Here is a 21652-nt window from a genome sequence, read left to right as displayed (position 1 = left end):
CATGCAAGCACGACAACTCCCGTCCGGGCGCGGCTTCGCGTGGCTCGGCGAAGGCCTGCAGATCTGGCGGCGCAACCCGGCGCTGCTCACCTTCGCGTCATTCGGCTACCTGCTGCTGCTGATCCTCGTTTCCGTGGTTCCCTTCCTCGGCCAGATCATCGCCTCGCTGCTGATGCCGATCCTGTCGCTGGGCGTGCTCAACACCTGCCAGGCGATCGACAAGGGACGCAAGGCGGGGCCGGACGTGCTGTTCTCCGGCTTCCAGCAGAACCTCCCCGCGCTGGTGACGATCGGACTGATCTACCTTGCCGGCAGCCTGCTCGTGTTGCTGCTGACGTCGCTCGCCGACGGCGGCACGCTGCTCAAGGTGATGACCAGCGGCGGCAAGATCGAAGCCGAGGTCGCCACCAGCACCGGCTTCACCCTCGCGCTGCTGATCGCAATCACGCTGTCGACGCCGGTCATGATGGCCTACTGGTTCGCGCCGCTGCTCGCCGGCTGGTGGAAGCTCTCGGCCCCCAAGGCGATGTTCTTCAGCTTCTACGCGTGCCTGCGCAACTGGCGCCCCTTCCTCGCCTACTCGATCGCACTGGCGCTGTTCGGCGCGGTCCTGCCCGGCATCCTGCTCGGCATCGTCGGCCTGGCTTCGCCGATGCTCGCGACCCTGCTGTCGGTGCCGCTGCCGCTGCTGCTCATCCCCATCGTCTTCGCCAGCTTCTACGCCAACGCGCGCGACATCTTCGGCGAACCCGGGAATGCCTTCGAACAACCCTGACACGGGTGCGCTGGGCCTGCTGGGCGGCACTTTCGACCCGATCCACTTCGGCCACCTGCGCCTCGCCGAGGAAGCGCGCGAGGCGCTGAACCTGGCGCAGGTCGCGCTGATCCCCGCCGGCCGGCCGCCACACCGCGGCGCACCGCAGTCCCCGGCGGTCGACCGGCTGGAGATGGTGCGGCTCGCGAGCGCCGGCAACCCCGGGCTTGTCGTCGACGCCGGCGAAGTGTTCGCGCACAGCAAGAGCTACACCGTGCTGACGCTGGAACGCCTGCGCGCGCAGCACGGACCGGACCGCCCGCTCGTGCTGATCCTCGGCGCCGACGCCTTCAACGGGCTGCCTAGCTGGCACCGCTGGCAGGACCTCTTCGCCCTCGCCCACATCGCCGTCGCCAATCGCCCCGGCTTCGCACCGCACGGCCGGCGCTGGCCGGGCACCCTGTCGCCGGAACTCGACGCCGCCTGCGCAGGTCGGATTGACACCGACCCGACCGTCCTGCACCAGAACCCTGCCGGACGGGTCGTCCCCTTCGACATGACGCCGCTGGCGATTTCCGCATCGCTGATCCGTGACCTCATCCACGGCGGGCACAGCGCCCGCTATTTGCTGCCCGATCCGGTTCTCGACTATATTGGGTTGCACCACCTCTACCGCAAAACCTGATGGACACCTGCACACTCGAAGAAACCGTCGTTGCCGCCCTCGAAGACATCAAGGCCAAGGACATCGAAGTCATCGACACCACCAGGCTGACCTCGCTGTTCGACCGCATCATCATCGCCACCGGCGATTCCAACCGCCAGACGCGGGCGCTGGCGCGCAACGTGCATGACAAGGTTCGCGAGGCGGGCGCCCCCGTCGTCAGCATGGAAGGCGAAGAGACCGGGGAATGGGTGCTGGTGGACCTCGGCGACATCGTCGTGCACATCATGCAGCCGGCGATCCGCAGCTATTACAACCTCGAAGAACTGTGGGCCGCCCCCTCGACCCTGCGGCGCGGCCGCGCGGCCGCGAGCGTCGCGGCGCAATGACAGCTTCGCTGCCGCCGGCCATCGGCCGGCGGCAAACCCGCCACCCGCTCCCGTGAAGCTCTCGGTCGTCGCCGTCGGCACGCGCATGCCCGCGTGGGTCGAGGCCGGATTCGACGAATTCGCGCGCCGCATGCCGCGCGAGCTGCCGCTGCAACTCGTCGAGGTGAAGGCCGAGCCGCGCACGACCGGCAAGACCGTCGAGGCGATGATGACGGCCGAGGCCGCGCGCATCGAAGCGGCGCTGCCGCCGCGCTGCCGCCGCGTGATCCTCGACGAGCGCGGCGCCGACCTCACGACAGTCGAACTCGCGCGCCGGCTCGAAGCCTGGCAGGCGGACGGCAGCGACGTCGCGCTGATCGTCGGCGGCCCCGACGGCCTCGCACCGGCGCTGAAGGCGAGCGCGCACGAACGCCTCCGCCTGTCGAGCCTCACCCTCCCGCACGCCCTGGTGCGCCCCCTGCTGGCCGAGGCCCTGTACCGCGCCTGGACGGTACTGAAGAACCACCCCTACCATCGCGAGTAGGGCCGGCGAAGCCTCACTGGTCCGAATCGGGCCACCTGCGCGGCCATTCGCGGCAATCGCTTGCAGGAAGGGTAGAATCCGCCACATCAACCGCGGCATCCCGCCTCCCATTTCCCGGCACTCATGTCCAGTCTCCAAGCCCGAATCTACCTCGCCTCGCGCAGCCCGCGCCGGCGCGAACTGCTGCGCCAGATCGGCGTTCCCTTCGACCTGCTGGTGTTTCGCGGCGGCGAACGCGGCGCGGATGCGGACGTCGACGAAACACCGCTGCCGGACGAGGATGTCGAGCACTACGTCGAACGCATCGCACTCGTCAAGGCCGAAGCCGGCTGGCGGCGCCTGCAGTGGCGCACCCTGCCGCTCTACCCGGTGCTGTCGGCCGACACGACGATCGAGCTCGACGGCGAGATCATCGGCAAGCCGGCCGATGCGGCCGATGCCGCGGAGATCCTGCGCCGCCTGTCGGGGCGCACGCATCGCGTGCTGACCGCGGTGGCGATCAGCGACGGCACGCAGACACGCAGCCGCATCAGCACCAGCGACGTGCGCTTTCGCGCGCTCACCGACCTCGAGATCCGCCACTACATCGCGACCGGGGAGCCGATGGACAAGGCCGGCGCCTATGGCATCCAGGGGCGCGCGGCGATCTTCATCGAGGAGATCCGCGGCAGCTACACCGGGATCATGGGGCTGCCGCTGTTCGAAACCGCGCAGCTGCTCGACGCCTTCGGCTATCCGCTGTAAGCTCGGGCGGCTCCCGCCCCCGGGCGTCGGGCCGCGCCCTCGATGGGCAATGCGCAATCGGTGCCTCACGTCTGCGCTTGCGCATTTCCCATTGGCAGCTATTCCATGAGCATCGAATTCCTCATCAACTTCACGCCGCAGGAGACGCGCGTCGCGATCGTCGAACAGGGCGTGGTGCAGGAACTGCACGTCGAGCGCACCGCCAGCCGCGGCATCGTCGGCAACATCTACCTCGGGCGGGTCGTGCGCGTGCTCCCGGGCATGCAGTCGGCCTTCATCGACATCGGCCTCGAACGCACCGCTTTCCTGCACGTCGCGGACATCTGGAGCGACCGCCACAACGGCGACACCGGCAAGCCGATCGAGCGCATCCTCACCGAAGGCCAGAACCTCACCGTGCAGGTGCTGAAGGACCCGATCGGCACGAAGGGCGCGCGCCTGTCGACGCAGGTCAGCATCGCCGGGCGGCTGCTCGTGTACCTGCCCCAGGAAAAGCACATCGGCATCTCGCAGCGCATCGAGGACGAGGCCGAGCGCGAGGCGCTGCGCGAGCGGCTCACGCGCCTCGTGCCCGAGGACGAGGCCGGCGGCTTCATCGTGCGCACGATGGCGGAATCGGCCTCCGACGAGGAGCTCGCGGCCGACATCGCCTACCTCCGCAAGCTGTGGGGCGAGATCCGCAACAGCGCGACCGGCCGCTTCCCGCCGAGCGTGCTGTACGAGGACCTCGGCCTCGGCCAGCGCGTGCTGCGCGACCTCGTCAACGACGACACCACGCGCATCCTCGTCGACTCGCGCGAAAACTTCCAGAAGCTCACGAGCTTCGCTTCGGAATACAGCCCCAAGGTCCTGCCGCTGCTCGAACACTACGGCGGCGAGCGCCCGCTCTTCGACCTGCACAGCGTCGAGGAGGAGATCCAGAAGGCGCTCGCGCGGCGCGTCAGCCTGAAGTCGGGCGGCTACCTGATCATCGACCAGACCGAGGCGATGACCACCGTGGACGTGAACACCGGCGGCTTCGTCGGCGCGCGCAACTTCGACGACACCATCTTCAAGACCAACCTCGAGGCCGCGCAGACCATCGCGCGCCAGCTGCGCCTGCGCAACCTCGGCGGCATCATCATCATCGACTTCATCGACATGGAAAACCCCGAGCACCGCGACATGGTGCTCGACGAGTTCCGCAAGGCGCTCGCGCGTGACCACACGAAGATGACCGTCAATGGTTTCACCGCGCTGGGTCTGGTCGAGATGACCCGCAAACGCACGCGCGAATCGCTCGCCCACCTGCTGTGCGAGCCCTGCCCGACCTGCGGCGGCCGCGGCGAGGTGAAGACCGCGCGCACGGTGTGCTACGAGATCCTGCGCGAACTGCTGCGCGAGGCGCGCCAGTTCAACGCGCGCGAATTCCGCGTGCTCGCCGCCCCGAACGTGATCGACCTCTTCCTCGACGAGGAGTCGCAATCGCTCGCGATGCTGTCGGACTTCATCGGCAAGAAGATCTCGCTGCACCCGGAGGCGAGCTACTCGCAGGAACAGTTCGACATCGTGCTGCTGTGACGCCCCCCGCGACATCCCGCGGCGGGGAGCCGACGAAGCAGCGTTTCGGCAGCGCGCCGCTGCGCTACTTCGCGGCGACGCGGCCCGCTTTCCTCTCCGTCACGCTGGTCGGCTGCCTCATCGGGCTCGCCGCCGCGCGCGCCGACGGCATCGCGCTCGATGCGTTGCGCGCGCTCGTGACGGTGCTGTTCGCGCTGCTCGCGCATGCCGGTGCGAACGTGCTCAACGACTACCACGACGCGCTGAGCGGCGCTGACGACGCGAACGCGGACCGGCTCTACCCCTTCACCGGCGGCAGCCGCTTCATCCAGAACGGCGTGCTGACAACGAACCAGACCGCACGCTTCGCCTATGCGCTCTTCGGCCTGGTCGTGCCCGCGGGACTGTGGCTCGCCTACGGTTCGGGGGGCGGCCTGATTGCGATCGGGCTCGCGGGACTCGTCCTCGGCTGGGCTTATTCCGCGCCACCGCTCAGGCTCGCGAGCCGCGGGCTGGGCGAATTCGCGATCGCCGGCGCGTGGCTGCTGGTCGTCGTCGGGGCGGATTTCGTGCAGCGCGGCACCTTCGCGTGGACGCCGGTCGCGGCGGGCGTCTCGTTCGCGCTGCTGGTCGCGGACCTGCTCTTCATCAACCAGTTTCCCGACCGCGCCGGCGACGAAACCGCCGGCAAGCACACGCTGGTCGTGCGCCTCGGCGCCGACACCGCGAAGTGGGGCTACTTCGCGATCGCGCTCGCGGCCTACGGCTGGCTCGTACTGCAGGTCGGGCGCTACAACCTGCCGCAGGCCTGCGCGGCCGCGGCGCTGACGCTGGTGCTGTCCTTCCATGCGGCGCGCCAGCTGCGCGAGCACGCCAATGAGCCGGCCGAGCTGCGCCCGGCGATCAAGCTGACGATCGCCGCAGCGAACCTGCACGGCCTCGTGCTCGCCGCGACGCTCGCGTTCGCGCGCCACGCCTGACCCAACCTTCGGATCTGAACACATGATCGGACGCATCGCCGGCCACCTGCTGGAAAAGAACCCGCCCCAGATCGTCGTCGACGTGCACGGCGTCGGCTACGAGATCGACGTGCCGATGAGCACCTTCTACGGCCTGCCGGCGACCGGCCAGCCGGTGTCGCTGTTCACGCACCTCGCGGTGCGCGAGGACGGCCACTTCCTCTACGGCTTCGCCAGCGCCGACGAGCGCGCGGCCTTCCGCCAGCTGCTCAAGGTCTCCGGCATCGGCGCGCGCACCGCGCTCGCGGTGCTGTCCGGCCTGTCGGTCACCGACCTCGCGCAGGCGGTCGCGCTGCAGGAGGCGGGCCGGCTCGTGAAGATTCCGGGTATCGGCAAGAAGACTGCGGAACGCCTGCTGCTGGAGCTGCGCGACAAGCTCGGCAAGGCGTTGCCGACGCTGGGCGCGACCGTCACAGCGGGGATTGCCGCGCCCGCCCCCGACGCGCGCAGCGACATCCTCAACGCCCTGCTCGCGCTCGGCTACAACGAGAAGGAAGCGCTCGGCGCGTTGAAATCGGTGCCCGAGGACAGCGGCGTCTCGGATGGCATCCGCCTCGCGCTGAAGAGCCTGTCGAAGGGCTGAAGCACCGCGAGTCGCAGGGCGGATGAGCCGAAGGCGTTATCCGCCGCACGTTTTTTCCGATCGGCCTGCGGCGGAAGGCGCTTCGTTTTTCCGCCCTGCGCCGGAACGCCTGAATTCGGGGGCACCCCCCAGGCTTTCGCAGTAAACTCGCGCCATGATCGAAACCGACAAGCTGCAGGCCCCGCGCCTGATCTCCGCGCAGCCCGCCGACCGCCAGGAAGACGCCGTCGAGCGCGCGCTGCGCCCGAAGCGGCTCGCCGAATACGTCGGCCAGGCGAAGATCCGCGAACAGCTGGAGATCTTCATCGCCGCGGCGCGCCAGCGCAGCGAAGCGCTCGACCACGTGCTGCTGTTCGGCCCGCCGGGGCTCGGCAAGACCACGCTCGCGCACATCGTCGCCGCCGAAATGGGCGTGAACCTGCGCCAAACTTCCGGCCCGGTGCTCGAACGCGCCGGCGACCTCGCCGCGCTGCTGACCAACCTCGAGCCGCACGACGTCCTCTTCATCGACGAGATCCACCGCCTGTCGCCAGTCGTCGAGGAGATCCTGTACCCGGCACTGGAAGACTTCCAGATCGACATCATGATCGGTGAAGGTCCTGCCGCGCGCTCGGTGAAGCTCGATCTGCCGCCCTTCACGCTGGTCGGCGCGACGACCCGTGCCGGCATGCTGACCAACCCGCTGCGCGACCGCTTCGGCATCGTCGCGCGGCTCGAGTTCTACACGCCGGAGGAGCTCGCCTTCATCGTCGGCCGCTCGGCGCGCCTCCTCGACGTGACGATCGACGACGACGGCGCCTTCGAGATCGCGCGGCGCTCGCGCGGCACCCCACGCATCGCCAACCGCCTGCTGCGCCGCGTGCGCGACTACGCGCAGGTGAAGGCCGGCGGCGACATCACCGCGAAGGTCGCCGACGCGGCGCTGCGCATGCTCGACGTCGACCACCTCGGCCTCGACCTGATGGACCGCAAGCTCCTCGGCGCGATGCTGGAAAAATTCGCCGGCGGTCCGGTCGGCCTCGACAACCTCGCCGCGGCGATCGGTGAATCCTCGGACACCATCGAGGACGTGCTCGAACCCTACCTCATCCAGCAGGGCTACCTGCAGCGCACGCCGCGCGGGCGCATTGCCACTGCCGCCATCTGGGAGCATTTCGGCCTCGCGCGACCGGGACGCGGCGACGGCGACCTGTTCGGCGCCTAAGCCGGCACGATGCGCACCTTCATCGCCTTCACGATGGCGCTGTGCCTGCTGGGCGGCGCCTGGCTGCTGCAGGGCCCGGCCTTCTTCTGGCCCGACCAGCTCGACCCCTCGCGGGGCGTGCTGCTCGGCGGCCTGTCATCGCAACTCCTCGGCGCCGGGCTGCTGACGATCGCCGGCCTCGGCGCGATGGTGATCCGGCGTGCGGCCCGCGGTGTCCGCAGCGTGCCGACGCGCGGATGGCAGCTCCGCTACTTCCTGCTGATCCTGCTCGCGCTGGGCCTCGTCAGCGCGGCCTTCACGCTCGGCGAACGCGGCCCGAACCCGGACTGGCGCGCGCCCGGTAGCGCCGCCGATCCGACGTAGGGCGGAAAAGCCGAAGGCGCCTTCCGCCGGATGCTTCCAGCCGCGGGAATCCCGTACAGGCCATACGGCGGAAGGCGCTACGCTTTTCCGCCCTACGTCCGGAGCTCCCGTCGGACGCCGATCAGCCGACCTGGACCGCCAGCCCCTTCAGGTATTCGCCCTCCGGCACCGCCAAGCCGATCGGGTGATCCGCAGCGGCGGACAGCCGGTGCAGGATGCGCGCGTCGACGCCCGCATCGCTCGCCGCCCCGGCGACGATCTTCTGGAAGAGCTCCAGGCCGATGCCGCCCGAGCACGAATACGTCATCAGGATGCCGCCCGGGTTGAGCAGGCGGAAGCCGAAGAGGTTGATGTCCTTGTACGCCCGCGCGGCGCGGTCGGCATGCGCGGCCGACGGCGCGAACTTCGGCGGATCGAGCACGATCAGGTCGAAGCGGCGCCCGTCGGCCTTCAGCGCACGCAGCGCCGCGAACACGTCGGCCTCCAGCCACTCGGCACGCCCCGCGTCGAGATGCGGATTCAGCGCGACGTTGCGGCGCGCGACGTCCAGCGCCGGCCCGGACGAGTCGATCGACAGCACCGAGGCTGCGCCGCCCGCGAGCGCCTGCAGCGAAAAGCCGCCGGTGTAGCAGAAACAGTTCAGCACGCTGCGCCCGTTCGCGAGCAGCCCGGTCAGCTTGCGGTTGTCGCGCTGGTCGAGATAGAAACCGGTCTTGTGGCCGGCGACGACGTCGACCTCCATGCGCACGCCGTTCTCGACGATGGTCAGGACTTCCTGCGGCATCTCGCCATGCACGCAACCCGTTGTCGGCTCCAGACCTTCGAGCTTGCGCACGTCGGAGTCGGAACGTTCATACACCGCCTTGCAGCCGGTGGCCTGCACCAGCCCGGCGACGATCGCATCGCGCCACTTGTCGGCGCCCGCGCTGGTGAGCTGCACCACGACGACGTCGCCGAAACGGTCCGCGATCACGCCGGGCAGGCCGTCGGATTCGCCATGGATCAGGCGCACGCCGCTCTCGTGCGCGAGCAGCGGATGCGTCGCCCGGCGGGCAACCGATTCGGCGACGCGGCGCTTGAAGAAGACATGATCGATCGATACATCCGGCGCAAAGGTCCACATGCGCGCGCGGATCTGCGACTCCGGCGACCACGCGGCGCGCCCGAGCGGACGGCCGTCGTCGGCGACGACCTCGACGGTGTCGCCGGGCCGCGCGCGGCCTTCGAGGCCGGCCACGGAACCGGCGAACACCCACGGGTGGCGGCGCAGGAGCGAACGCTCCTTGCCGGGATGGAGAACGAGCTTGGACATGGTGCGGATCGCAAAGGAAATCAGGCGCGTGAGTTTATCGCCGCGCGTCCCGCCTCGCCAGCCAACGCGCCGCCGTCCGATGGCGACGCGCCACGTCTCACTCCTGCATGCGTCGGCGGATGCGGTCGGCCGTGTCGAGCAGTTCGGGCAGATCGCGCGAGCCCAGCAGGCTGCCGAAATGATCGATCGCGCGTGGCGTCAGGAACAGATGGCCGTTCTCGCGGCGCACGATCCAGCCGAGTTCGACGAGATGCACGATCTTGCGCCGCACCGTCTCGCGCGGCAGACCGGTCGCGGCGGCGATCGAATAGGCATTGCAGGGACGCATGACGGAAGCGAGCCGGTCGGCGTCGAGGTCCAGGGCGGACTCGCTGTTGTTCTCGAGCGCACCGAGGTTATGCAACGCGATCTCACCGAGCAGCAGCGGCAACAGGATGTCGCGCTCGAACTCTTCAAACAGGCGCCTCAGGCTGCGGATCTGGTAGCGCGCAAGCAGGATCGCCGCAGCACGCAGCGGGCTCGCGCAAGCGCCCTCCTCCACCGCATACCCGCGCTCGCCGGCGTTCGGGCTGATGGCTTCGTTGTATTCTTTAGTAGTGCGGCTCATGGCTGCCTTGCTCCTGACGTCCCCACCAACGGACGTAAGGCAGACTTGTTGGGGTCGGACAACCGGGCTTATCCGGTTGTGCTCGTTTTGAGCATAGCGCACGCGCGACTTCCAATCGGGATTTTCGCTACCCGATTTGGGCATGCATTTGCAAGCCCCTAATATCTAGAAAGTATTTCCGCCCGAAACGTCCTCAGCGACGGCGGGCGCGGGGGTGCGCGGCGTCGTAGACCTTTGCGAGATGCTGGAAATCGAGGTGCGTATATACCTGTGTGCTACGAATGCTGGCATGGCCGAGAAGTTCCTGAACCGCACGCAGATCGCCGCTCGACTGCAGCACGTGGCTCGCGAAACTGTGGCGCAGCATATGGGGATGCACATGGACGCCGAGCCCGCGCGTCTGCGCCCAGCGCGCCAGGCGCGAGCGGATCGCCCCGGCGCTCATGCGCGTGCCGCTACGCGTGACGAACAGGGCGGCCTCGTCCCCCGCGGCGAAATTGCCGCGTTGCGCGAGCCACGCCTGCAGCGCTTCGACGGCCCGGGAGCCGACCGGAACCGTACGCATTTTGTTACGCTTTCCCCGCACGGTCACCAGCCGCTCGACGAGGTCGAGGGCGGGGCCGACGTCGAGCGCGGCCAGCTCCGCGAGGCGCAGCCCGGAGGAATAGAGCAGCTCGAACATCGCGTGATCGCGCACGTCCAGCCCGTCGTCGGGCTCGGCGTCGAGCAGCGCCTGCGCCTGATCGGGCGACAGCGCCTTCGGCAGCGGCTGCGGGGATTTCGGCGGACGCACGCCTTCCGCGGGGTTGACCTCCATCTCCCGGCGCTGGCGGATGAACCAGCGGAACAGCCCGCGCCAGGCCGACAGCACGCGCGCAATCGAACGCCCGCCCAGGCCCTCGCCATGCATGCGCGCGACGAAGCGGCGGATGTCGTGCCCCGTGAGCGCCTGCGGCGGACGCCCGTCGGCGAGCCGCTGCAGGCGCTCGAGATCGCGGCGGTAGTTCTCCAGCGTCAACGCCGCGGCGCGGCGCTGGGTCGCGAGATAGCCAAGATAGTCCGCCAGCCACGCCGGCGGCGGCTGATCCGCGACAACGGCGGGGTCGTCGCGGCCCGTCATGCTCAACCCAGCTGGCGACGCAGCGCGGAGGCGACGATGTCGCCGATGCGCGAGACGTAGAGCGTGCCCATCTCGGGGTAGAAGCGCTCGCTCTCCTGGCTGCCGAGCGCGAGCAGGCCGAACACCTGCGCCTCGCGCCGCAGGGGGATCAGCGCGACCGAGCGCACGTGCGCGGCGGCGGCGCCGAACCACTCGAGCACTTCGAGATTGACCGGCGCGCCGCAATAGGGATGGCGCATGTCGCCGACGAAGGAGCGCACGGCCTCGCTGATCGGCGCGAAATCGTCGCCCTCGCGGGTCAGCACCGAGTTCCAGACGCGCAGCGCGATGTTGGGCACGGCGAAATCGTCGCGCAGGTTCTCGAACAGCGCATGGCGCAGGCCTTCGTAGTCCTCGGCCTCGAGCAGATCGAGCGTCAGCCGATGGATCTTCTCGCCGATCTCGTCGTTCTCCTCGCCGAAACGGATCAACTCGGAGAGCTTGCCTTCGAGGAGCCGGATCTTGTCGCGCAGCGCGTGCAGCTGGCGCTCGGCGAGCGAGATCGCCTGCCCGCCGTGCGGATGCGGCACGGTCAACTGGGTGAAGAGTTCGCCGTGGTCGGCGAGAAAATCCGGATGTTCCTTGAGATAGCGTGCGACGTCGGCTGCATTCATGGAAAGACCACTCCCTGCGGACGGTTCGCGCCCGCACGTGTTCGTTGGCAATCGGCACGGCGCGTGGATGGCACGGCACCGCCCGCTTCGATCAGGCGAGCTCGATCTCGCCTGCAAATACCGTCACGGCCGGCCCCGTCATCAGCACCGGCTCACCGACTCCCCCCCAGGCGATCTCGAGCTCACCGCCGCGCGTCTCGACGCGCACCGGCGACGCCAGCAGCCCGCGCCGGATGCCCGCGACCACCGCCGCGCACGCGCCCGTGCCGCAGGCGAGCGTCTCGCCGGCACCGCGCTCATACACGCGCAGGCGGATGCGGTGCTCGTCCGCCACCTGCATGAAGCCCGCATTGACGCGGGCGGGGAAACGCGCATGGTTCTCGATCAGCGGTCCCTGCGCCGCCACCGGTGCGGCATCGACGTCGGCGACGACCTGCACCGCGTGCGGATTGCCCATCGACACGGCGGTGATCGCGACCGCGGTGCCGCCCACGTCGAGCGGCTGCACGACGGCCTCCGAATCCGAAACGAAGGGCACGCGCGCCGGCTCGAACACCGGCACGCCCATGTCGACGGTGACGAGGCCGCTGTCCTCGAGGCGCGGCGCGATCACGCCGGACTTCGTCTCGACGCGGATCTCGCGCTTCGCGGTGAGCCCCTGCTCATGCACGAAGCGCACGAAGCAGCGCGCGCCGTTGCCGCACTGTTCCACCTCGCCGCCGTCGGCGTTGAAGATGCGGTAGCGGAAATCCACGCCTGCCTGCGTCGCCGGCTCGACGACCAGCAGCTGGTCGCAGCCGACGCCGAAATGGCGGTCGGCGAGGAAACGGACGCGCCCGGGCGTGAGGTCGACGTGCTGGCGCACGGCGTCGATGACGACGAAGTCGTTGCCGAGGCCGTGCATTTTGGCGAAGCGCAGGTGCATGGAGGGTTCCGTCAGAAGGGTTCGAAGCGGCGCGAGCCGAATCCGAAGATTCTCGCGCAGCATGCGGGGGGAGTCCAGCGACGTCCCGATGGCACTACGCCAGCCGGCTCAGGATCGGTAGGGACGCTTCTCGCCCGGCGGACGCGTCTTGAAGCGCCGATGCACCCAGTAATACTGCTCCGGCATCGTGCGCACGACCGACTCGATCCACTGGTTCACGCGCAGGGTGTCGGCCTCGGCGTCCGCGGTCGGGAAGTCGGGCAAGGGGGCACCCAGTTCGACGACGTAGCCGCGCCCGCCGGGCAGCTGGCGCGTCACGCAGGGCACGACCGCCGCGCGGGCGAGCCGCGACAGGCGCGACACCCCGGTGATCGTCGCCGCCGGCACGCCGAAGAAGGGCACGAAGATCGTCTCCTTGCGGCCATAGTCCAGGTCCGGCAGGTAGTAGAACGGCCGTCCGGCCCTCATCGCCTTCACGGTGCTGCGCACCCCGTCCTGGCGCGACAGCAGCTGCTGGTCGCCGAAGCGGTTGCGGCCACGGTAGAGCAGGCGGTCGAAGACCGGATTGTTCTGCCGCGCATAGACGGTCACGCAGTCGAACTCCATCCCGATGCGCACGCCGCCCAGGTCGAGGCCCACGAAGTGCGGCGACAGCAGCATCACCGGCGTGCCGGCCTCGACCAGCGCACGCAGGCGCTCCAGTCCGGTGAAACGGACAATCCCCTTCAGCCGCTCCTCGCTCGCCCAGAACACCAGCCCGCGCTCCAGCAGGCTGCGGCCGAGCGCGCGGAAATGCGCACGCGCGAGGCGCCGGCGCGCCGCGGCGTCGAGTTCCGGAAAGCACAGGCGCAGGTTGACGTCGACGACGTGGCGGCGGTGGCGCGCGACCAGGTGCAGCAGCTCGCCGAGGCCTTGCCCCAGGAAAGCCAGCATCGGCAGCGGCAGCCAGTGCAACAGCCAGAAGAAGGCGACCGCGAGATAGCTGAAGAGCCTCATTGCGCCCGCCCTTCAGCCGGCGCCGGTTCGACCCCGGCAGGGCGCTTGTAGCGGTTGTAGCCCCACAGGTATTGCTGCGGGCAGGCGAGGATCAGGCGCTCGATCGCCCGGTTGATCGCCACGCAGCGCTCCTCGAGCGAACCGGCGATCGGCTCGGCCGGCTCCGACAGGCGCAGCACGTAGCCCGCGCCGCGCGGCAGGCGTTCGGTCCACAGCATGATCACGCGCACGCCCTTCACTTCGGACAGGCGCGCCGCGAGCGTCATCGTCCACGCAAACTTGCCGAAGAACGGTACCCACACCCCTTCGCCCTGCCCCGGCGCCTGGTCCGGCAGCATGCCGACCATCTCGCCGCCGCGCAGCGCCTTCACGAGGCGGCGCACGCCGGAGACGTCGGCCGGCGCGACGCTGATGTTGCCGCGCGCGCGCCCCGCCTCCATCAGCGGTCCCAGCGCGGCCTTGCGAGGCGGGCGGAACAGCACGGTGATCGGGCCGTGCGTCGAACAGTACTGCGCGCACAACTCGAAGCAGCCGAGGTGCGGCGTCAGCAGCAGCACGCTCGCGCCGTCGGCACGCGCGCGTTCGAGCAGCTCGGCACCTTCGACGCGGACGATGCGCGACAGCACCTCGTCCTGCGGACGCAACCACACGTAAGGCAGCTCCAGCGCCTGGCGACCGGCTTCGCGGATCGCCGCGCGCAGGATCGCGGGATCCTCGCGCCCAAGCGCACGCGCGAGGTTTTCTTCGAGGCGGCGGGCGTACTTCGGCGAGAAGCGCCAGGTCAGCCAGCCGGCGAGGCCGCCCAGCCGGTGCAGCCAGGCGAGCGGAAAGCGGGCGAGAACACGGAACAGGAAATCGACGGTCACGGTCACAAGCGTCGGCGCGGGCACAGCCCGTCGGGCGGCGCACATTTGACCGACTGAATTCGGAAGCTATAATTATCGCTTACCCGCCGAGTTAATACGACAACTTGCAGGGCGGGGCCGCGAGCGCACCAGACCGGTCGCGGCGAACAAATACTGCTAAAGCGTCGCCTGCTCGACGAAATCCCCGGAGCCGGCAACGCCGGACAGCACCGGGGATTTTTGTTTTCAGGAGCAGTGCATGAGCAAGGAATTCCTCTTCACCTCGGAATCGGTCTCGGAAGGCCACCCCGACAAGGTGGCGGACCAGGTGTCCGACGGCGTCCTCGACGCCATCCTCGCGGACGACCCGAAGGCGCGCGTCGCCTGCGAGACGCTGGTGTCAACCGGCCTCGTCGTGATCTCCGGCGAGATCACCACCTCTGCGCACCCGAATTACCGCGAGATCGCGCAGGAAGTCATCCGCCGCATCGGCTACGACAACTCCGACATCGGCTTCGACTACAAGAGCTGCGCGGTGCTCGCCGCGATCAACCGCCAGTCGGCGGACATCGCCCAGGGGGTGAATGAAGGCGAAGGCATCGACCTCGACCAGGGCGCGGGCGACCAGGGCCTGATGTTCGGCTACGCGTGCAACGAGACGCCGAGCCTGATGCCGCTGCCCATCTACTATGCGCACCGCATCATGCAGCGCCAGGCCGAGCTGCGCAAGGACGGCCGCCTCAACTGGCTGCGCCCGGACGCGAAGAGCCAGCTCACCGTGAAGTACGTCGACGGCAAGCCGGTCGCGATCGACACCGTGGTGGTGTCGACGCAGCACAGCCCGGAGGTGTCGCATGCGCAGATCAGCGAGGCGGTGATCGAGGAGGTCATCAAGCCGGTGCTGCCGAAGGAGCTGATGCAGGGCGACGTGCGCTACCTCATCAACCCGACCGGCCGCTTCGTCATCGGCGGCCCGCACGGCGACTGCGGCCTCACCGGCCGCAAGATCATCGTCGACACCTACGGCGGCGCGGCCCACCACGGCGGCGGCGCGTTCTCCGGCAAGGACCCGTCCAAGGTCGACCGTTCGGCGGCCTACGCCGGCCGCTGGGTGGCGAAGAACATCGTCGCCGCGGGCCTCGCCGAGCGCTGCGAAGTGCAGGTCGCCTACGCGATCGGCGTCGCGAAGCCGGTGTCGCTGATGGTCAACACCTTCGGCACCGGCAAGGTCGCCGACGAGAAGATCGTCGAGTTGATCCGGCGCCACTTCGACCTGCGGCCGAAGGCGATCATCCAGGAACTGGACCTGCTGCGCCCCATTTACAGCAAGACCGCCGCCTATGGCCACTTCGGCCGTGACGAGCCGGAGTTCACGTGGGAGAACACCGACAAGGCCGCCGCGCTGCGCGCCGACGCCGGGCTGTAACACGCCTCATCGCGGGGCGCATGCCGCCCCGCGATGCGGCGCGCGCCGGGGCGGTCAGCGCCCGCGGGCGTCCGCCGTGTCGCTCAGGGCAGCTGGGCCGGATGGGTGAAGACGAAGTCGCGATCCTTCACCGGCTGATGGCAGTTGAAGCACTCCTGCACGAAGTTCGCGTCGGTGCCGTAGGGCTTCTGCGCCATGCCGACCCAGCGCGCGAAGCCCCAGCCGCCGGTCGCGGGGTACCTGGCGCTGTCCTTGACCATGAACTCGGCATGCACGAAATCGCCCGGCGCCAGCGCCGTTTCCCAGCGATCGTGCTTCACCCCCTTCCACACCAGCTTGCCGAGCACGGCGCCGTCCGGCCACGGATTGGTCTTGCCTTCGCGCACCGCCTTCACGGCGGCGTCGTTGCCGAGCACGGCACGCAGCGTGGTGTTGTCCGAGCGCTGATGCACGGCCAGCACCTGCCACTGGCGGTAGCCTTCGGGCAGCGTGATGCCGTTGGGGGCTGGCTCAACGGCAAAGGCCGATGTCGCGGCGCAAACCAGCGCGCCGATCAGCATGGGAAATCGTTTGCTCATGGAAAAATCCTCGTCGTCGGGGAAGGACGTGCCCGCAGGCGCGGCGCACGCTCAACTCAAACAGTCGACGAGCGCGAATTGTTCCAGGCAGAAAAAAGTTTCAGCGACGGCGCCGCTGCTGCGGGCTCACCGGGCCACGACCTTCGATGTGGCGGAACGTGATGCGCCCCTTGCTCAGGTCGTAGGGCGACAGTTCCAGCGAAACCTTGTCGCCGCACAGGATGCGGATGTGGTGTTTGCGCATCTTGCCTGCGGAATACGCCACAAGGTCGTGACCGTTGTCCAGGGTCACACGGAATCGGGCATCGGGCAGGACTTCGGTCACTACGCCACCCATTTCGATCAGTTCTTCCTTGGCGATGACAGTTTCTCCGGGGAAAGATGAAAAAAAGAAAAGGCCGGGCTTGTGCCAGGCCTTTCGGGGATGCGTTCCGGAACGGATTCCGGGATCCCGGTCCCGCCAGGGACCGGGGCGCGGCACGGTTGCCGCGCCGGCGCGGGCTTAGTCAGCCGCGCGGATGTTCGACGCCTGCTGACCCTTCGGGCCGGTCGTGATGTCGAAAGTGACACGCTGACCTTCGGCCAGGGTCTTGAAGCCAGACCCTTGAATCGCGGAAAAATGGGCGAAGAGATCGTCACCGCCGTTTTCCGGGGTGATGAAACCGAAGCCCTTGGCGTCGTTGAACCACTTCACAGTACCTGCTGCCATGTCTTGAATATCCTGAAAAACTGAAAAAATTGCCCTAAGGCGCGGGCGAAGGTCAAGACGGCAGGATGCAGAGGATGGAGTACCGCAGAAACAACAGCAGAGACCGAACCAGACAAACAACTGTGCTACTTGAAGATCGCTGGGCGCACTATGGACTGCATTGCCCGGTCTTGCAAACAAAATATGAATTCTTACATTTTTCGCTGTGCGGCCGGAGCCCGGCGCGTCCCGCCGGAGGGCATCGTTACATCCCGCCTCGTGCATGGCTTGCAGCGCCTGAAGCAAGGGGCGAGAGGAACCTGTATCGCCGAACCGCGAGCCCCCGGGATGCTCTAATATCCATTCTCGCACCCCCACTCCGGATTTACCCCATGCTTCATCCCGCGCGTCGCCTTCCTGTCCTGCTTTCGGGACTGCTGCTCGCCGGCTGCGCCTCCGCGCCCCCTCCCGCCGCCTACGAGGGCGAGAGCTTCTCCGCCGAATCGCCCTTCGTCACCTGGAGCACCCGCGACCCGGATGCCGCGTGCGAGGTGGCCAAGCGCGCGCTGCTGAGCCAGGGTTACCAGGTCGACGCGACCAAGGCGACGCGCATCAAGGGCGAGAAGTTCTTCCTGCCGAAGGCCAACTACGGCATGACGCTCGACATCACGCTGGTGTGCCTGCCCAGCAACGTCGGCACCGCGATCTACGCGAACGCGCTGCAGACGCGCTACGAGCTGAAGTCCGCGGCGACGAGCGCCGGTGTCGGCGTCGCGGGCATCGGCTCCATTTCGCTGCCGTGGACCGCCGACAAGGAGGCGCTGATCAAGGTCGGCGAGGAGACGATCTCAGACCCGGACTTCTACAAGCGGCTCTTCAGCCTGATCGATTCGCTGCAGGGCAGTTGACCGGCGGCGCCTTGCGGCATCCGGCAGTGCGTACGCTATAATCCGCTTCTGCCGAGGAGCGCTGCGAGACCTTCGTCCCAGGCTCGGCTATCCGGAACTGCGCTCACCTTAACCCGTGCCGGGCACGGGGTGACGAGGTGAGTCCACCCGCAGCACCCCTTCCCGGCCACACGTTCAAGGAGTTCACATGAACACTGTGGCTGAAACCTTCACCGATTACGTCGTCGCCGACCTCAAACTCGCCGACTGGGGCCGCAAGGAAATCCGCATCGCGGAAACCGAGATGCCCGGCCTGATGGCGATCCGCGAGGAATTCGCCGCCGCGCAGCCGCTCAAGGGCGCACGCATCACCGGCTCGCTGCACATGACGATCCAGACCGCGGTGCTGATCGAGACGCTGACCGCGCTCGGCGCCGAAGTCCGCTGGGCCTCGTGCAACATCTTCTCGACGCAGGACCATGCCGCCGCCGCGATCGCCGCGCAGGGCATCCCGGTGTTCGCAGTGAAGGGCGAGACGCTGGTCGACTACTGGGACTACACCCACCGCATCTTCGAATGGAAGGATGGCGGCTACTCGAACATGATCCTCGACGACGGCGGCGACGCGACGCTGCTGCTGCACCTGGGCGCGAAGGCCGAGCAGGACATCTCGGTACTGGCCAAGCCGGGCTCGGAAGAGGAGACCATCCTCTTCGCCGCGATCAAGGCCAAGCTCGCGGTTGATTCCAAGTGGTACTCCACGCGCCTCGCGCAGATCAGGGGCGTCACCGAAGAGACGACGACCGGCGTGCATCGCCTGTACCAGATGCACGCGCGCGGCGACCTCAGGTTTCCGGCGATCAACGTCAATGACTCGGTCACCAAGTCGAAGTTCGACAACCTGTACGGCTGCCGCGAGTCGCTCGTCGACGGCATCAAGCGCGCCACCGACGTGATGATCGCCGGCAAGGTCGCGGTGGTGGCCGGCTACGGCGACGTGGGCAAGGGCTCGGCGCAGGCGCTGCGCGCGCTCTCCGCCCAGGTGTGGGTCACCGAGATCGACCCGATCTGCGCGCTGCAGGCGGCGATGGAAGGCTATCGCGTCGTCACGATGGAATATGCCGCGGCGCACGCCGACATCTTCGTCACCACCACCGGCAACTTCCACGTCATCACGCACGATCACATGGCGGCGATGAAGGACCAGGCGATCGTGTGCAACATCGGCCACTTCGACAACGAGATCGACGTGGCCTCGCTGGAAAAATACCAGTGGGAAGAGATCAAGCCGCAGGTCGATCACGTGATCTTCCCCTCAGTTGATGGAAAACCTGGCAAGCGCATCATCCTGCTCGCCAAGGGCCGCCTGGTGAACCTCGGCTGCGCGACCGGCCACCCGTCCTACGTGATGTCGTCCTCGTTCGCGAACCAGACGATCGCGCAGATCGAGCTGTACACGCGCACCGCGGACTACCCGGTGGGGGTGTACACGCTGCCCAAGCACCTCGACGAGAAGGTCGCGCGCCTGCAGCTGAAGAAGCTCAACGTGCAGCTCACCGAGCTCACCGACGAGCAGGCGGCCTACATCGGCGTGCCGAAGCAGGGGCCGTACAAGTCGGCCCACTACCGCTACTGATCGAGGTGCGTCATGCACAAGCCTGAACTTTCGATCGAGTTCTTTCCGCCGCAGACGCCCGACGGCGTCGAGAAGCTGCGGGCGACGCGCGACAAGCTCGCGCGCCTCAAGCCCGCGTTCTTCTCGGTGACCTACGGCGCCGGCGGCTCGACGCGCGAGCGCACCTTCGCGACCGTGAAGGAGATCGCCGCGCAGGGCTTCGAGGCGGCGCCGCACCTGTCGTGCATCGGCTCGACGCGCGCGGGCATCCGCGAGATCCTCGCCGACTACGCGGCCGCGGGCATCCGCCGCATCGTCGCGCTACGCGGCGACCTGCCGTCGGGCGTGGGCGATCCGGGCGAGTTCCGCTACGCCAACGAGCTGGTGGAATTCATCCGCACCGAGACCGGCGACCGCTTCCGCATCGAGGTTGCGGCCTACCCGGAATGGCACCCGCAGGCGAAGAGCCCGCGGGACGACCTGAAGGCGTTCAAGCGCAAGGCGGACGCGGGCGCGAATTCGGCGATCACGCAGTACTTCTACAATACCGACGCGTACCTGCATTTCGTCGACGAGGTGCGTGCGATGGGCGTCGACATCCCCATCGTGCCGGGGATCATGCCGATCGTCAGCTTCTACAAGCTGGCGCGCTTCTCGGACGCGTGCGGCGCGGAGCTCCCGCGCTGGATGCGCCGGAAGTTCGAGGCCTTCGGCGACGACGCGGAGTCCATCCGCGCCTTCGGCCTCGACGTGGTGACCGAACTGTGCGAAAGGCTGATCGCCGCCGGCGCCCCCGGCCTGCACTTCTACAGCATGAACCAGGCCGGCCTCACGACGGCCATCTGCGAGCGTCTCAAGCTGGTGTGAGCGGAGGGCCGGCCCACTCCTGCGGGAGCGGCTTCCGTCGCGAGACTGCCGATCGCACGATCCGGCAGTCTCGCGGCGGAACCGCCCGCAACGATCTTCTCCCGACGTTCAGGACATGCCGTGGCGGCGCATCCACGCACGGAAATCCGCCTTCGCCGCGGCGCCGCGCAGGCGCCCCAGATGCAGCACCAGGTTCTCGACCATCGTGTGCGCCGCGATGGCCGCCATCACCTCCAGCCGGCTCTCCGCGCTCAGGCCGTGCTCGGCGAGCCGGCGGTCGATGTCGCAGAAATGGCGCGCCATGAGGCTGCGCGCCTCCTCCTCGCCGATGGCGAGGTCGCCGAAGTCGATATGCTCCTCGGCCTCGATCTCGGCAATCAGGGACTCGACGGATTCTGGCGTCATTGCGGGACCTCGCGCGAGTGGTGATGCCCGGTTGGACAGCCCCCGCTCCCCGCGAGTTGCCGCGAACGGGCGTCAGCGCCGCGCCATGACCAGCACGCCCGCGATCACCAGGGCCGCGCCGGCGAGCTGCGACACGCCGAGCGCCTCGTCGAGCAGCAGCCAGCCGAGGAAGATCGTGACGACCGGCCCCAGCGAGCCCATCAGCGAGACCGGCCCGGCGCCGAGGCGGCGGATCGCCTCCGATACCAGCCACACCGGGGCGACGGTCGACATCAGGGCCATCGCGGCGCCGAGCGCGTACACCTGCCAGGGCAGGTCGAGCGCGGACACCGGCCGCAGCACGAGGAACTGCCCGATGCACAGCACGCACGCGACGCTGGTCGCGAAGGCGGTCACACGCATCGCCCCGAGGCGGCCGACGACCTGGCCGTTGCCCATCAGGTACAGCGCGTAGAAGAGCGCACTGGCGAACACCAGGGCGCCGCCCATGGCGACGTCGCGCGCCTCGCCCGCGACGTGGAGGTCGTGTCCGACGGCGAGGCCGATGCCCGCGTAGCACAACGCCAGCGCCGCCAGCGTGCGCCGGCCGATCGGTTTCGCGAGGAACAGCGCCGACAGGAGGATCACGAGCGTCGGATAGAGGAACAGGATCAGGCGTTCGAGCGCCGCGGTGATGTAACGCAGGCCGAGGAAGTCGAGGTAGCTCGACAGGTAGTAGCCGGAGAAACCCAGCGCCACCATCCACAGCCAGTCGCCGCCCCCCAGCCGGTGCGTGGCCCGCCGGTCGGCAACGAGCCCCATCACGAGGAAGAAGGGCAGCGACAACCCCATGCGCAGGGCGAGCAGCGTCTCCGCGTCGACGCCGTAGCGGTACGCGAGCTTGACGAAGATCGCCTTGAACGAGAATCCGACCGCGCCGAGCGTCGCGAAGAGCAGCCCGGTGCGG

General features: G+C 68.4%; 26 protein-coding genes and 1 riboswitch. Of the genes, 14 read left to right on the top strand and 12 right to left on the bottom strand.

The annotated features are described in order from the left end of the window. The first annotated feature begins 1 nt into the window (after position 1). The 10 genes from GPA22_RS06180 to GPA22_RS06135 all read left to right on the top strand — a co-directional run bounded on the left by GPA22_RS06180 (position 2) and on the right by GPA22_RS06135 (position 7782). A complete protein-coding gene (locus GPA22_RS06180; RefSeq protein WP_169255217.1) occupies positions 2 to 775 on the top strand; it encodes a BPSS1780 family membrane protein in 774 nt (257 codons plus the stop codon). After that, positions 756 to 1439, top strand: coding sequence for a nicotinate-nucleotide adenylyltransferase (gene nadD / locus GPA22_RS06175; protein WP_169255216.1), 684 nt, complete (start codon positions 756 to 758; stop codon positions 1437 to 1439). The genes GPA22_RS06180 and nadD overlap by 20 nt, the downstream gene beginning before the upstream one ends. Then, on the top strand, positions 1439 to 1807 hold the full coding sequence (rsfS, locus tag GPA22_RS06170; protein WP_169255215.1) for a ribosome silencing factor: 369 nt from the start codon (positions 1439 to 1441) through the stop codon (positions 1805 to 1807). Before nadD ends, rsfS begins: the two co-directional genes overlap by 1 nt. 52 nt (positions 1808 to 1859) lie before the next feature. Beyond that, complete coding sequence (gene rlmH, locus GPA22_RS06165; RefSeq protein ID WP_169255214.1) at positions 1860 to 2330, top strand: 23S rRNA (pseudouridine(1915)-N(3))-methyltransferase RlmH; 471 nt, start codon at positions 1860 to 1862, stop codon at positions 2328 to 2330. 123 nt (positions 2331 to 2453) lie between these two features. Beyond that, positions 2454 to 3074 (top strand): Maf family protein, encoded by a 621-nt coding sequence (locus GPA22_RS06160; protein ID WP_169255213.1) that lies wholly within the window; start codon positions 2454 to 2456, stop codon positions 3072 to 3074. Positions 3075 to 3179: 105 nt separating this feature from the next. Next, the gene (rng, locus tag GPA22_RS06155; protein ID WP_169255212.1) at positions 3180 to 4634 is read left to right on the top strand and encodes a ribonuclease G; all 1455 of its coding nucleotides are present in this window, start codon (positions 3180 to 3182) and stop codon (positions 4632 to 4634) included. Further along, on the top strand, positions 4631 to 5593 hold the full coding sequence (locus tag GPA22_RS06150; protein ID WP_343035961.1) for a prenyltransferase: 963 nt from the start codon (positions 4631 to 4633) through the stop codon (positions 5591 to 5593). The genes rng and GPA22_RS06150 overlap by 4 nt, the downstream gene beginning before the upstream one ends. A gap of 22 nt (positions 5594 to 5615) precedes the next feature. Continuing rightward, a complete protein-coding gene (ruvA, locus tag GPA22_RS06145) occupies positions 5616 to 6215 on the top strand; it encodes a Holliday junction branch migration protein RuvA (RefSeq protein ID WP_169255211.1) in 600 nt (199 codons plus the stop codon). Positions 6216 to 6369: 154 nt separating this feature from the next. Continuing rightward, on the top strand, positions 6370 to 7419 hold the full coding sequence (gene ruvB, locus GPA22_RS06140; protein WP_169255210.1) for a Holliday junction branch migration DNA helicase RuvB: 1050 nt from the start codon (positions 6370 to 6372) through the stop codon (positions 7417 to 7419). 9 nt (positions 7420 to 7428) lie between these two features. Further along, entirely contained in the window at positions 7429 to 7782 is a 354-nt protein-coding gene (locus GPA22_RS06135) for a hypothetical protein (protein WP_169255209.1), read from the top strand. A 121-nt stretch (positions 7783 to 7903) separates the two neighbouring features. On the opposite strand, the gene GPA22_RS06130 is transcribed toward GPA22_RS06135, so the two are convergent. From GPA22_RS06130 to GPA22_RS06100, 7 genes are all read right to left on the bottom strand, one after another. Then, positions 7904 to 9094: a class I SAM-dependent rRNA methyltransferase gene (locus GPA22_RS06130; protein ID WP_169255208.1), complete on the bottom strand. Its 1191-nt coding sequence runs from the start codon at positions 9092 to 9094 to the stop codon at positions 7904 to 7906. A gap of 97 nt (positions 9095 to 9191) precedes the next feature. Further along, positions 9192 to 9701, bottom strand: a complete 510-nt coding sequence (locus GPA22_RS06125; RefSeq protein WP_211168964.1) for an IclR family transcriptional regulator — start codon at positions 9699 to 9701, stop codon at positions 9192 to 9194. Between the two features lie 193 nt (positions 9702 to 9894). Then, positions 9895 to 10821, bottom strand: a complete 927-nt coding sequence (gene xerC / locus GPA22_RS06120) for a tyrosine recombinase XerC (RefSeq protein ID WP_169255207.1) — start codon at positions 10819 to 10821, stop codon at positions 9895 to 9897. A 2-nt stretch (positions 10822 to 10823) separates the two neighbouring features. Continuing rightward, a complete protein-coding gene (locus GPA22_RS06115) occupies positions 10824 to 11474 on the bottom strand; it encodes a DUF484 family protein (RefSeq protein ID WP_169255206.1) in 651 nt (216 codons plus the stop codon). Between the two features lie 91 nt (positions 11475 to 11565). Next, positions 11566 to 12399: a diaminopimelate epimerase gene (dapF, locus tag GPA22_RS06110; RefSeq protein ID WP_169255205.1), complete on the bottom strand. Its 834-nt coding sequence runs from the start codon at positions 12397 to 12399 to the stop codon at positions 11566 to 11568. 108 nt (positions 12400 to 12507) lie between these two features. Next, the gene (locus GPA22_RS06105; RefSeq protein WP_169255204.1) at positions 12508 to 13395 is read right to left on the bottom strand and encodes a lysophospholipid acyltransferase family protein; all 888 of its coding nucleotides are present in this window, start codon (positions 13393 to 13395) and stop codon (positions 12508 to 12510) included. Then, entirely contained in the window at positions 13392 to 14306 is a 915-nt protein-coding gene (locus tag GPA22_RS06100; RefSeq protein WP_169255203.1) for a lysophospholipid acyltransferase family protein, read from the bottom strand. Before GPA22_RS06100 ends, GPA22_RS06105 begins: the two co-directional genes overlap by 4 nt. Before the next feature lie 193 nt (positions 14307 to 14499). Between GPA22_RS06100 and metK the strand changes: the two genes are divergently transcribed. After that, positions 14500 to 15666: a methionine adenosyltransferase gene (gene metK / locus GPA22_RS06095; protein ID WP_169255202.1), complete on the top strand. Its 1167-nt coding sequence runs from the start codon at positions 14500 to 14502 to the stop codon at positions 15664 to 15666. Between the two features lie 83 nt (positions 15667 to 15749). Here the strand turns inward: metK and GPA22_RS06090 are convergent, their stop codons facing one another. From GPA22_RS06090 to GPA22_RS06080, 3 genes are all read right to left on the bottom strand, one after another. Then, complete coding sequence (locus GPA22_RS06090; RefSeq protein WP_246264107.1) at positions 15750 to 16244, bottom strand: cytochrome P460 family protein; 495 nt, start codon at positions 16242 to 16244, stop codon at positions 15750 to 15752. 100 nt (positions 16245 to 16344) lie between these two features. After that, complete coding sequence (infA, locus tag GPA22_RS06085; RefSeq protein ID WP_169129604.1) at positions 16345 to 16605, bottom strand: translation initiation factor IF-1; 261 nt, start codon at positions 16603 to 16605, stop codon at positions 16345 to 16347. 141 nt (positions 16606 to 16746) lie between these two features. Beyond that, positions 16747 to 16953 (bottom strand): cold-shock protein, encoded by a 207-nt coding sequence (locus GPA22_RS06080; RefSeq protein ID WP_169255201.1) that lies wholly within the window; start codon positions 16951 to 16953, stop codon positions 16747 to 16749. Positions 16954 to 17324: 371 nt separating this feature from the next. Here GPA22_RS06080 and GPA22_RS06075 point away from each other — a divergent pair, with 371 nt between their 5' ends. From GPA22_RS06075 to metF, 3 genes are all read left to right on the top strand, one after another. Further along, complete coding sequence (locus GPA22_RS06075) at positions 17325 to 17840, top strand: DUF2242 domain-containing protein (protein WP_169255200.1); 516 nt, start codon at positions 17325 to 17327, stop codon at positions 17838 to 17840. 47 nt (positions 17841 to 17887) lie between these two features. After that, positions 17888 to 17952: riboswitch (S-adenosyl-L-homocysteine riboswitch) on the top strand. 75 nt (positions 17953 to 18027) lie between these two features. After that, positions 18028 to 19455: an adenosylhomocysteinase gene (gene ahcY, locus GPA22_RS06070; protein WP_169255199.1), complete on the top strand. Its 1428-nt coding sequence runs from the start codon at positions 18028 to 18030 to the stop codon at positions 19453 to 19455. A 12-nt stretch (positions 19456 to 19467) separates the two neighbouring features. Further along, entirely contained in the window at positions 19468 to 20301 is an 834-nt protein-coding gene (gene metF / locus GPA22_RS06065; RefSeq protein ID WP_169255198.1) for a methylenetetrahydrofolate reductase [NAD(P)H], read from the top strand. 108 nt (positions 20302 to 20409) lie between these two features. Here metF and GPA22_RS06060 read toward each other — a convergent pair whose 3' ends face one another. Further along, positions 20410 to 20706 (bottom strand): hypothetical protein, encoded by a 297-nt coding sequence (locus GPA22_RS06060; RefSeq protein WP_169255197.1) that lies wholly within the window; start codon positions 20704 to 20706, stop codon positions 20410 to 20412. A gap of 72 nt (positions 20707 to 20778) precedes the next feature. Further along, complete coding sequence (locus tag GPA22_RS06055; protein WP_343035963.1) at positions 20779 to 21642, bottom strand: DMT family transporter; 864 nt, start codon at positions 21640 to 21642, stop codon at positions 20779 to 20781. Positions 21643 to 21652 lie beyond the last annotated feature (10 nt).

Origin of the sequence: Aromatoleum toluvorans (assembly GCF_012910905.1) — a bacterium.
GTDB classification, from domain to species: Bacteria; Pseudomonadota; Gammaproteobacteria; order Burkholderiales; family Rhodocyclaceae; genus Aromatoleum; species Aromatoleum toluvorans.
The sequence above is the reverse complement of the archived record's forward strand: the minus strand, read 5'-3'. Positions and strand labels throughout refer to the sequence as shown.

Excerpts from the sequence above, each read along its gene's own strand:
- metF (WP_169255198.1), top strand. The coding sequence starts at position 19,468 with ATGCACAAGCCTGAACTTTCGATCGAGTTCTTTCCGCCGCAGACGCCC.
- GPA22_RS06160 (WP_169255213.1), top strand. The coding sequence starts at position 2,454 with ATGTCCAGTCTCCAAGCCCGAATCTACCTCGCCTCGCGCAGCCCGCGC.
- GPA22_RS06105 (WP_169255204.1), bottom strand. The coding sequence starts at position 13,395 with ATGAGGCTCTTCAGCTATCTCGCGGTCGCCTTCTTCTGGCTGTTGCAC.
- GPA22_RS06080 (WP_169255201.1), bottom strand. The coding sequence starts at position 16,953 with ATGGCAGCAGGTACTGTGAAGTGGTTCAACGACGCCAAGGGCTTCGGT.
- metK (WP_169255202.1), top strand. The coding sequence starts at position 14,500 with ATGAGCAAGGAATTCCTCTTCACCTCGGAATCGGTCTCGGAAGGCCAC.
- GPA22_RS06130 (WP_169255208.1), bottom strand. The coding sequence starts at position 9,094 with ATGTCCAAGCTCGTTCTCCATCCCGGCAAGGAGCGTTCGCTCCTGCGC.
- GPA22_RS06090 (WP_246264107.1), bottom strand. The coding sequence starts at position 16,244 with ATGAGCAAACGATTTCCCATGCTGATCGGCGCGCTGGTTTGCGCCGCG.
- GPA22_RS06100 (WP_169255203.1), bottom strand. The coding sequence starts at position 14,306 with ATGTGCGCCGCCCGACGGGCTGTGCCCGCGCCGACGCTTGTGACCGTG.
- GPA22_RS06125 (WP_211168964.1), bottom strand. The coding sequence starts at position 9,701 with ATGAGCCGCACTACTAAAGAATACAACGAAGCCATCAGCCCGAACGCC.
- xerC (WP_169255207.1), bottom strand. The coding sequence starts at position 10,821 with ATGACGGGCCGCGACGACCCCGCCGTTGTCGCGGATCAGCCGCCGCCG.
- GPA22_RS06075 (WP_169255200.1), top strand. The coding sequence starts at position 17,325 with ATGCTTCATCCCGCGCGTCGCCTTCCTGTCCTGCTTTCGGGACTGCTG.
- GPA22_RS06115 (WP_169255206.1), bottom strand. The coding sequence starts at position 11,474 with ATGAATGCAGCCGACGTCGCACGCTATCTCAAGGAACATCCGGATTTT.
- GPA22_RS06060 (WP_169255197.1), bottom strand. The coding sequence starts at position 20,706 with ATGACGCCAGAATCCGTCGAGTCCCTGATTGCCGAGATCGAGGCCGAG.
- rsfS (WP_169255215.1), top strand. The coding sequence starts at position 1,439 with ATGGACACCTGCACACTCGAAGAAACCGTCGTTGCCGCCCTCGAAGAC.
- GPA22_RS06135 (WP_169255209.1), top strand. The coding sequence starts at position 7,429 with ATGCGCACCTTCATCGCCTTCACGATGGCGCTGTGCCTGCTGGGCGGC.
- dapF (WP_169255205.1), bottom strand. The coding sequence starts at position 12,399 with ATGCACCTGCGCTTCGCCAAAATGCACGGCCTCGGCAACGACTTCGTC.
- GPA22_RS06180 (WP_169255217.1), top strand. The coding sequence starts at position 2 with ATGCAAGCACGACAACTCCCGTCCGGGCGCGGCTTCGCGTGGCTCGGC.
- nadD (WP_169255216.1), top strand. The coding sequence starts at position 756 with ATGCCTTCGAACAACCCTGACACGGGTGCGCTGGGCCTGCTGGGCGGC.
- ruvB (WP_169255210.1), top strand. The coding sequence starts at position 6,370 with ATGATCGAAACCGACAAGCTGCAGGCCCCGCGCCTGATCTCCGCGCAG.
- rng (WP_169255212.1), top strand. The coding sequence starts at position 3,180 with ATGAGCATCGAATTCCTCATCAACTTCACGCCGCAGGAGACGCGCGTC.
- ahcY (WP_169255199.1), top strand. The coding sequence starts at position 18,028 with ATGAACACTGTGGCTGAAACCTTCACCGATTACGTCGTCGCCGACCTC.
- ruvA (WP_169255211.1), top strand. The coding sequence starts at position 5,616 with ATGATCGGACGCATCGCCGGCCACCTGCTGGAAAAGAACCCGCCCCAG.